Annotated in this window: 11 protein-coding genes; 10 read left to right on the top strand and 1 reads right to left on the bottom strand. The window is 43.2% G+C overall.

Annotation, left to right across the window (positions count from 1 at the left end; translation table 11 throughout):
* The coding region (locus BMW41_RS14705; protein WP_207646854.1) for a hypothetical protein at positions 1–194 on the top strand (194 nt) is incomplete at its 5' end.
* Here BMW41_RS14705 and BMW41_RS00700 read toward each other — a convergent pair.
* Positions 185–634 carry a hypothetical protein gene (locus BMW41_RS00700; protein ID WP_143050776.1) on the bottom strand — a complete coding sequence of 150 codons (450 nt, stop codon included), beginning with the start codon at positions 632–634 and terminating at the stop codon, positions 185–187. The two genes, BMW41_RS14705 and BMW41_RS00700, sit on opposite strands and share 10 nt — an antisense overlap.
* Before the next feature lie 333 nt (positions 635–967).
* Here BMW41_RS00700 and BMW41_RS00695 point away from each other — a divergent pair, with 333 nt between their 5' ends.
* The 9 genes from BMW41_RS00695 (at position 968) to BMW41_RS00660 (ending at position 8655) form a co-directional block, all read left to right on the top strand.
* Positions 968–1345, top strand: coding sequence for a hypothetical protein (locus BMW41_RS00695; RefSeq protein ID WP_031473760.1), 378 nt, complete (start codon positions 968–970; stop codon positions 1343–1345).
* A gap of 21 nt (positions 1346–1366) precedes the next feature.
* Positions 1367–1747, top strand: a complete 381-nt coding sequence (locus tag BMW41_RS00690) for a VOC family protein (RefSeq protein ID WP_074647908.1) — start codon at positions 1367–1369, stop codon at positions 1745–1747.
* A 289-nt stretch (positions 1748–2036) separates the two neighbouring features.
* The gene (locus tag BMW41_RS00685; protein ID WP_074647905.1) at positions 2037–2588 is read left to right on the top strand and encodes a GNAT family N-acetyltransferase; all 552 of its coding nucleotides are present in this window, start codon (positions 2037–2039) and stop codon (positions 2586–2588) included.
* Positions 2589–2721: 133 nt separating this feature from the next.
* Entirely contained in the window at positions 2722–4851 is a 2130-nt protein-coding gene (locus BMW41_RS00680) for a DUF262 domain-containing protein (RefSeq protein ID WP_074647902.1), read from the top strand.
* Positions 4838–4978, top strand: coding sequence for a hypothetical protein (locus tag BMW41_RS14465; protein WP_177171118.1), 141 nt, complete (start codon positions 4838–4840; stop codon positions 4976–4978). Before BMW41_RS00680 ends, BMW41_RS14465 begins: the two co-directional genes overlap by 14 nt.
* Positions 4979–5130: 152 nt before the next feature.
* A complete protein-coding gene (locus tag BMW41_RS00675) occupies positions 5131–5313 on the top strand; it encodes a DUF6440 family protein (protein ID WP_074647899.1) in 183 nt (60 codons plus the stop codon).
* A 176-nt stretch (positions 5314–5489) separates the two neighbouring features.
* The gene (locus tag BMW41_RS00670; protein WP_074647895.1) at positions 5490–5987 is read left to right on the top strand and encodes a GNAT family N-acetyltransferase; all 498 of its coding nucleotides are present in this window, start codon (positions 5490–5492) and stop codon (positions 5985–5987) included.
* A gap of 1 nt (position 5988) precedes the next feature.
* Entirely contained in the window at positions 5989–6342 is a 354-nt protein-coding gene (locus tag BMW41_RS00665) for a radical SAM protein (RefSeq protein WP_177171117.1), read from the top strand.
* A 204-nt stretch (positions 6343–6546) separates the two neighbouring features.
* Positions 6547–8655: a transporter substrate-binding domain-containing diguanylate cyclase gene (locus BMW41_RS00660; protein WP_074647887.1), complete on the top strand. Its 2109-nt coding sequence runs from the start codon at positions 6547–6549 to the stop codon at positions 8653–8655.
* The last annotated feature ends 383 nt before the right edge of the window (positions 8656–9038 follow it).

The following is a 9038-nucleotide window of genomic DNA, read 5'->3' as shown; positions in this document are numbered from 1 at the left end:
TGAACCCAGGGTTCAAGGTCTCCTCGCCGCATAGCGGCATCGTCGGTCGGATCGGCGGGAAAAAGGTCCCCCGGACCTTTTTCTGGGTCCGCCTCACCCCATCTTCTGCAGAGAAGCATCATGAACCCAGATTCAAGGTCTCCTCTGCCGCATGGCGGCATCGTCGGTACAAATGTTTCTTTCCTCAATCGTGATTCTTGATATGTTGAATGAGCCTGATTCCAAAACCGGAAGGTGCAAGCAGAATCGCATCCTTTGAAGATCCACCGTCGATGGTTCTGTTTCCCAACGGATTAAAGAATCCTTTGTCTGCAAAAAATTTCATTGCTTCGTCAAAATCATCGACATTGATGCGAATAACCGTCAGGTCATTCGGCATAGGAAGCTTATCGCCGGCCGAAGAGACATCGACATGGAAGCCATTTGCGTCCTTCAGGCGGAATTCTGTAATATCCTCGTCATTTAGCTTCTCTTTTACGTGAGCCGTCTTAAATCCCAGTTCTTCGAACACTTTAACAATTTCATCAGCGTGTCTTGTACATATCAGCGGATTAAAGCTTGTGATCTTCATAGATTTCCTTCTATCCTCCCAATAATTTAATGTATTATTTGCTTCTTTCTTTGATTCTGACATAACAAATCCAAACTGTCAATTGACAGCCTGAATTTGATTTGCACTAATATTTTTTGATATTAAAGGGAATTCAACTCGTTTTATCTGTTATAATACATTTCTAAAACTTCCCAGAGCCCAAATGGGACTTGTTCCTTGAAAAACTCAATATATAGGCAATTCAATTATACCAAAGGAACACATCTGTTCATTCTTGAGGTGAAACAGGGAATACAGTAAATGATATTTTTTGAATTATTCTTGAATTATGACATAAACATGGTGTATCTTTAGATAAAGAACATTATTCTTTTGAAACTTCACACAATTTGCGCAGGTTAGGAGGAAATACCAATGAAAATTACGACATTTGACCCGATCATTTATTCAAACAAAGCCGATGATATCATTCGGGTTTTTGAGGATCTTGGATTTGCAAAGACCCATGCACCGGTGACAGAAACAGAGAAAGGCGATGTGTCCAGTGTTCGGATGAAACATGAAAACGGATATCATGTGGATGTAGCGGCTGCGCTGAACGATGTTCCGGGAGATGTGACGCTGATCCGTATGAATGTTGATAATTTCGCGGAGGCCTACGACATCCTGACCGCGCACGGATTTACAAATACGAGAGGCGACAAGACTCTCGATACGAAGAGCGCGAAGGCTGCAACGATGGTTTCACCGTCCGGATTCAGAATCGCACTTGTGGAGCACATCAAAAAATAATATTTGGGATTGAGGAGAGATATGCAGATCACAACATTTAATCCGATGATTCTTTCGAAGAATGCAGAGGAGATTATTAAGCTTTTTGAGGAACTCGGTTTTGAGAGACGCCATCAGAAGGACAATATTGACGGCAAGGATATTTCCAATGTCCGTATGACAGATCCGAATGGTTTCCATGTTGACGTAGCGCGCGTGGAGTCCATGGAGAAGGACATGACCACGATGCGAATGAATGTCCGTGATTATGATGAGGCTTATGAGTTCCTGAAATCCCGTGGATTCAAGAATGCGACAGGAAGTGATCATACGGTTGAGTCTACTTCTGCAAGATCCTGCCTGATGATCGCTCCGTCTGGTTTCTCGATTCAGCTTACACAGCACATCCGCAAGGACGAGTAACGAGAGTTTTGAAAGATTGATGTATTTTTCTTAAAGCTGAATACATGAATAACCATCGGCAAACGCACCGGAACAGTGTGGTTGCCGATGTTGCTTTATTTTTGGAGTTGCTGCCAAAGCCGGGCTTGCAAGCGTTTGTTGGATGATACCGGCACTGGGATTGTGAAACGGCAAAACGGCATATAGTGGAATGGGATTTTCTGACAGAGTAGTGAGGTGTTTTAGAGAGCCGCCGATTCGGTTTCTTCCATGATCGGAAGAAGCTGAACGGAAGGCATGGGGGAGTAGCATGAATCACTGCGGGACAAAGAGACTTGAAACAGACCGAATCATATTGAGGAGATTTTCAACGGAAGATGCAGAGGCGATGTATCGAAATTGGGCTTCCGATTCGGAAGTGACGGAATACCTGACATGGCCGGCACATACCTCTGTTGAAGACAGCAGGGAAGCGTTGAAGGAATGGACGGCCTCCTATTCCCGGAAGGATTATTATCAGTGGGCGATTGTTCTGAAAAGTCACGGAAATGATCCAATCGGGAGTATTGGTGCAGGAAATCTGAATGACGATATTGATATGGTTCATATCGGCTACTGCCTTGGAAAAGCCTGGTGGCACCAGGGGATAATGTCAGAGGCGTTGAAGGCAGTGATAAAATTCTTTTTTGATGAGGTAGGAGCGAATCGCATAGAAAGCCGTCATGACCCAAGAAATCCGCATTCCGGTATGGTTATGAAAAAATGCGGGATGAAATATGAAGGTACTTTGCGCGAATCCGATCGAAATAATCAGGGTGTCTGTGATGCCTGCTGGTATGCGATTCTAAAGTCAGAACATTGAAACCGTAAAATCCGGACTTTTTATCTGAAAAATTAAGGACTATAATCATTATGTCTTAATAACCTAATACGGGAAACGCTCACTCGAATTTATGGGGAGATAATTTACAAATTGAACGGATAGAGGGGTTAATATGCATATCGAGCCAGGACGAATTATTGATGATTTCTTTGAAAAGAAGAGATGTCAGTATGCAATACCGGTTTATCAGCGCAATTATGAATGGCCGGAAGAACAGTGTACAAAACTTTTTGAAGATATCATGCTTGCGTTTCAGCGTGACAAGAAGCACTTTTGCGGATCGGTTGTTTACAGTTTGCTCAACGAAATCAATAACATCTATCAGTATGTGATTATTGACGGTCAGCAACGTCTTACAACCATTTATATTCTGTTGAAAGCGCTTCTTGACTGTGCTGTAAAAGACTCAGATAAGGAGTTAATATCTGAGTCTCTTTACAACACCGATAAATATGGGGAGTTAAAGATCACGGAGCTGACAAAATTAAAGCTGAAGCCAATAAAGAGCGACAACAAACAGATGCTTTATCTGATGAATGGTCGATATGATGAAATGGATCCGACAAGCGGTGTTTGGAAGAATTACGAACTGTTTGTTCGACTCATTAAAAACTATCTTAATTCGGATGATGATCGGTCTGTCAAAGATGTATATAAAGGGATTGAAAAGCTTACCTGTGCAAAGATCCAACTGGATAGCGATGATAACGCTCAGGAAATTTTTGAAAGAATCAATTCTACAGGACTTCCGCTTTCTCTTGCGGACAAAATCCGTAATTATGTTTTAATGACGGATGGCAATCAGGAGGAGTTATATGAAAACTATTGGCTAAAAACAGAACTCCTGGTTGGCAGGGATAACATGTCCGACTTTTTCCTGGATTATTTAAATTTGAAAATGGACAGTATTCCAAAGGAATCGGACGCCTATGAACAATTTAAAAAAATACTTGAAAATAATCCCTGCAATAGCGAGACTATGTTGAAGGAAATTCTTCACTATGGAACGCTTTATCATACATTTTCCTGTGGAGATGAAAAACATTACTCAAAGCGTGTGAATGAACTTCTGTATGGTCTTAGATATTTAAAGCAGACAACCTGTCATTTGTTTATGTATCCGGTATTTATCGATTTTGAAAACGGAATAATAACAACCGAAGTGTTGGAGAAAGTTCTTGTGTTCCTGCAGAATTACAGTATACGAAGAATTGTCTGTGATATCAGTTCCAACTCGTTAAGAGGATTATATAAAAGTTTGTATAACCGTCTTTACAGCGTCGCATCGAATAAGGAAAACTATTATGACACACTGGTGTCTTTCTTTATGCAGATCACATCAAAAGATGCTTTGCCGGATGAAAAGTTTTTTGTCGAGTGTTTAAAATACAAAAACTTATACCGGAAAAACGCATGCTGCAAGTTTCTTCTTGCCGGAATCGAGAATCAGGGAAAAGAAAAACTTGAAATTGGAAATCTGTCTATTGAGCATATTATGCCACAAAATAAGAACATATCTAAGGCTTGGCAAGACATGCTTGGCGACGATTGGGAATATGTAAAAGATAAGTATCTTCATACTCTCGGAAACCTTTCTCTTACAGGCTATAACAGCGAATTGGGCGACAAGCCCTTTGAAGAGAAAAAGAAGTTGATATCTGAAGAAAAAACAAAAGTTGTCATTCTGTTTGAGGATGTATTAAATAAACCAGAGTGGAATCAGAAAACTATTGAGGAAAGGGCAGACAGGTTAGCTTCAATAATAAGCGAACTATATTCGATCGAAAAACCGGATCACTTGATTGAGTATAAGGAACCTGGATATACGGAATATAATTTGGATATTCCGGAAAATGCAACATCCACGTATATTAACTATTACGTTCTGCAGGGAGAGCGTGTCAAGGTTACGAATTACGCAGAGATGTTGAGATCTGTTATTCGCAAACTATATGAGTATGATAAGTCGGTTATCGAGCAAATGGCACAAAATAATGAGATGCTTTTTCCGGGATCGGAATATCCGATGTTTTCATGCGATAAGACCGCGGTGAAAGGAGGGAAAGGAATAAGAATAAGGGGGACGGATATTTATCAGAGTACCGGATTCTCCGCATCATATATTATTTACATCATTAAAGCGTTGTTAAACCGCTATGAAGTCGATGAAAATGATTTTGTGTATAGTGCAAAAACATCAAATAACGCAATTGAATTTGATGAAGCGGATGATGGTGAATAAGCTGTTGGAACTGGACCAGAAGGTGCAGGAAGGCGCTCGGATAAAAGCCGTTCATGAGATCGAGAAGATGCAAAAAGAATATAAGAACAAAAGGGCAAAGAAAGAAGAGCGGTCATTACTTCTTTGATTTTTGTATTTTTACGTACACCTCGTTGTGCATTGTGGTGGTAATAATACTATGTGATTTTGAAGGTTGTATTGCGAAATGATGCGATTGAATTAACGCATTCCGTGGATTATTCACGATTATGATGTAAATGTGTTTAGGAGGAAATTAGAATGGATAAGAACGAAAGATTTGAAAAGGTATACACTCAGGGGGCACTTAATATCACTGAGATCTGGGTAGACAGGGAAACGGGGATAAACTATATGTATCATTGCAGCGGCAATGCCGGTGGCCTTACACCGCTTCTGGATCGCGATGGGAAACCAATTATCAGTACAGTTTTGAACAGTTGAAAACGTTTTACCGTATTTTTGGGAAAACCATAAGAGCGCGAAGCGTTCACTTCAAAAACGCCGAAACAAAAATGTGAGGAACTTATAGAACTTCGGGTAACGGATGAAATGGCACCTGCCGAACACACTCGCTCTGATTTGGGAGATAATCAGGGTAAAGGAGAGAATGGTTTTTTATGAAGATCAGACATTCTACGGAACAGGATTTCGATCGAATGATGGAGATATACAGCTATGCGAGAACGTATATGGCAGAGCACGGAAATCCCAACCAATGGGGACCGACCAACTGGCCGCCGGAAGCTCTGATCCATAGCGATATTCGTGACGGCAACAGTTACGTATGCGTCAATGATGACGGTAAGGTCGTGGGAACATTTTTCTTCCGTTATGGGAAGGACATTGAGCCGACCTATCGCGAGATCACAGATGGTACGTGGTTTGACAACAGTCCCTACGGTGTTGTCCATAGAATCGCCGGAGACGGATCCGAAAAGGGGATCGGGGCGTTCTGCATCAACTGGGCGTATGAGCAGTGCGGTCATCTGAGAATCGATACCCATGGCGATAATATTGTCATGCAGAATCTTGTCAGGAAGTTGGGCTTTGTACATTGCGGGACAATTTATGTGGAAGAGGATCATTATCCCCGACTGGCCTTTGAAAAAAAGTGAAATGTTCATTGATTCTTACTGTGACGGGATAAACATCGCCATGGAGACTGCCATTAACGTCCCACGTGAAAATCTCGAAGCCGTTATGGACAGGATAGACCGTTTTTTTATCGATGTAAAAACGTTGAACAGCCGTATTTACAGGGAATATACCGGAAAAGACAATGATCAGGTCCTTCAGAATCTTCAATTGCTGGTGGACAAATGCCCGGAAAAGATCGGGATAAGAGTGCCGATGATCAAGGGGTATAATGATCGGGCCGACTGTGAGCAAACAAAAAGGCTGCTTACGGAAATGGGTATCGAAGACATCGAGATTTTTAAATATAGAACCGGGCTGAGCGATGAAGTATAGGGAATATGGAAGCTAAATGGATAATCACACTTCCGAAATATTTGAACAGAGAAACGGACGGTATGTAAACGGCATATAAACAGCATATAAACAGCATATAAACGGCATGTAATAACATATGTTATGGTGCGAAGTGCCATGATATGTTAAAATAGAAAAGACACGCAGATCAATCAGGAACGGCAGAAAGAGTTGAAGAATTACATGAAGAAAAAGATTGATTTTCCGCGATTTTACATGGCCTGTACCGTTTTTTTAACCCTGATTTTTGTTATGCTGTTTTGCAGTGTTTCATGGGCGGCAGAGCAGACAGTAAAGGTCGCTTTTTTTGAGGGTGAACATTTTTTAACAGAAGACGACAACGGCCATAAACAGGGCTATGCATATGATTATCTTCAGGCGATATCCTACTATACGAACTGGAAATATGAATATGTATACGGTACCTGGACAGAACTTCTGGAGCAGTTTTACCGCGGAGAGATTGATCTCATGCCCGGATTGTCCAAGACAGCGGATCGGGAGGAAAAAGCACTCTTTCCGGGATATCCGATGGGAGTTGAGAGTTATTATATTTATGCACATGCGGATGATCCGCTGGCTCAGCTCAGAGGTTCAGCGTTTGACGGACACGTGATCGGTGTCAACAGATACTCTTACCAGTATGATCTTCTGAAAAAATGGATCCGGGAAGAAGCGCCGGGCGCCCAGATCCGGCTGTTTGACGGGAACGAGTCCAGACAGGCGGCATTTACCTCCGGTGAGACACAGGAAACCGTCACAACTGCGCTGAATATCAATTACGGGATGAATATGGTTCCGGTCAGGTGGATCGGCGGATCGGATTATTATCTCGCGGTTTCCAAAAACAGACCGGATCTCTTGGAAAAACTGGACTCTGCGTTGGGTGAAATTGTGGCAATCAAACCGAATTTTACGAACCAGCTCATGGAAAAATATTTTCAGGGCAACGCAGTCAGTATGTCTCTCTCAAGGGAGGAAAACCGGTATATCACGGAACATCCCGTTCTCCGAATCGGATACTTCGCAAATTATCTCCCGTTTTCCGGAAAAGACCCGGACGGAAATGTTCAGGGCGTGATCACGGACATTGTCAGCAATATGCTCCATTTTCTCGGGATTGAACGACGTGTCACACCGGTCTATATAAGCTATGATTCCATGGATGCCATGCTGAAGGCGCTGAAAAACGGAGAGATCCAGGTAATGTTTCCGTGTGAGAACGATGTGACCATAGCAGAGGAAGAAGAGGTATTTCTGACGTCGGAATTGATCCGGGTTCCCATGTTTATGATTTTCCGCGGAGAATACCAGGAAGATATGGTGAAGCGGATTGCGGTGGTGAGAGGAAACAATTTCCAGAAAAGGCTTTCCGAGAGATTGTATCCCGATGCGGAAGCCGTGGAATGTGAGAGCACTGATGAGGGATTTCGGATTGTCGAAGCCGGAGATGCCGACGTGATGCTGGTAAATGAGACCGTGAAGGATGCGTATTTCAGCAAGGTGAGAAATCGCGTATTGAATACGTTTCCGCTTCCGGAAAACAGAACGATCTGCATGGCGGTCAACCGGGGGAAAATCCCTCTGTATTCTCTTTTGGAAAGAGGAATTGCCGCGCTTCCGAAGAATTTTGTCATCACATCAACCTATGAGTATATCGGTGCCAGTTCGTCGTTTGATATCGATAATTTTATTCACGAACATATCTATACGATTTTCATTGTCACAATTCTGACTGCGGTTCTGGTGATCGGATCGATATCGTATCTGATCATGAGCAGGAGAGAGAAGGCTGCGTATGACCGGATGGCACATACGGATAACATGACCGGACTGTGGAATCGACGGGCGTATGATGAGGATATGGAGCGCGTTGAGAAGAAAGACCTTCCGGCGGATGCCGTCTACATTTCTGCTGATCTCAATGAATTAAAACATTGTAATGACACGTTGGGACATGAGGCCGGGGATGAGATGATCCGGGCTGCCGCGGACGGGCTGAAGGAAGTTTTAAACCCCTATGGAAAAGTCTATCGGATCGGCGGCGATGAGTTTGCGGCGATGGTCCGGATTCCGCGGGAACGGCAAAAGGAGATTCTGGAAGCTCTTTCGCAGGTGAAGAAAGACTGGACCGGTTCTGGCGGACAGCGCGTGTCGCTGTCGCTGGGAGTTGTGGCAGGGGATGAGATCCGAAAGCTAACTCTGCACGAAATTATTGCCGAGGCGGATCAGCGAATGTATGACAACAAGGCGGCTTACTATCAGCAGACCGGCCATGACCGGAGAAAGTAGAATGTGCGATTATATTACACGGCCAACTCGACAAGGTCCACGCCCCGGTGAGGTCCTGGCGACTGCCGCTGAACGTTTGAAATTCGCGAAACGTGTTTCGACTCGGTATTTGATCCTATCTTTGGAAAATGTGAAAATCACCCGGCGGGGAGCGTTCCGGCCGGGTGATTAGAATGATTAAAAATTTTAGATCAGAAGATCAGAAAATTTAGATCAGAAAATTTTGGAAAAAGTGCTTGCATTATCTGAGACGGGATGGTAATATATACGAGTCGATGCGAGAGCGCCGACGAAAAGAATAAAGATGCGGAAGTGCTGGAATTGGCAGACAGGCAAGACTAAGGATCTTGTGTGCGTATACACGTGTGGGTTCAAGTCCCATC

Source organism: [Clostridium] aminophilum, from assembly GCF_900101295.1.
Classification (GTDB): Bacteria; Bacillota; Clostridia; order Lachnospirales; family Lachnospiraceae; genus Clostridium_R; species Clostridium_R aminophilum_A.
Note: the sequence above shows the minus strand (reverse complement) of the source record. Positions and strands in the feature narration are given on the sequence as shown.

Coding starts and splice junctions, on each gene's coding strand:
- BMW41_RS00675 (WP_074647899.1), top strand. CDS start 5,131: ATGGATAAGAACGAAAGATTTGAAAAGGTATACACTCAGGGGGCACTT.
- BMW41_RS14465 (WP_177171118.1), top strand. CDS start 4,838: ATGATGGTGAATAAGCTGTTGGAACTGGACCAGAAGGTGCAGGAAGGC.
- BMW41_RS00695 (WP_031473760.1), top strand. CDS start 968: ATGAAAATTACGACATTTGACCCGATCATTTATTCAAACAAAGCCGAT.
- BMW41_RS00685 (WP_074647905.1), top strand. CDS start 2,037: ATGAATCACTGCGGGACAAAGAGACTTGAAACAGACCGAATCATATTG.
- BMW41_RS00680 (WP_074647902.1), top strand. CDS start 2,722: ATGCATATCGAGCCAGGACGAATTATTGATGATTTCTTTGAAAAGAAG.
- BMW41_RS00670 (WP_074647895.1), top strand. CDS start 5,490: ATGAAGATCAGACATTCTACGGAACAGGATTTCGATCGAATGATGGAG.
- BMW41_RS00690 (WP_074647908.1), top strand. CDS start 1,367: ATGCAGATCACAACATTTAATCCGATGATTCTTTCGAAGAATGCAGAG.
- BMW41_RS00665 (WP_177171117.1), top strand. CDS start 5,989: ATGTTCATTGATTCTTACTGTGACGGGATAAACATCGCCATGGAGACT.
- BMW41_RS00700 (WP_143050776.1), bottom strand. CDS start 634: ATGTCAGAATCAAAGAAAGAAGCAAATAATACATTAAATTATTGGGAG.
- BMW41_RS00660 (WP_074647887.1), top strand. CDS start 6,547: ATGAAGAAAAAGATTGATTTTCCGCGATTTTACATGGCCTGTACCGTT.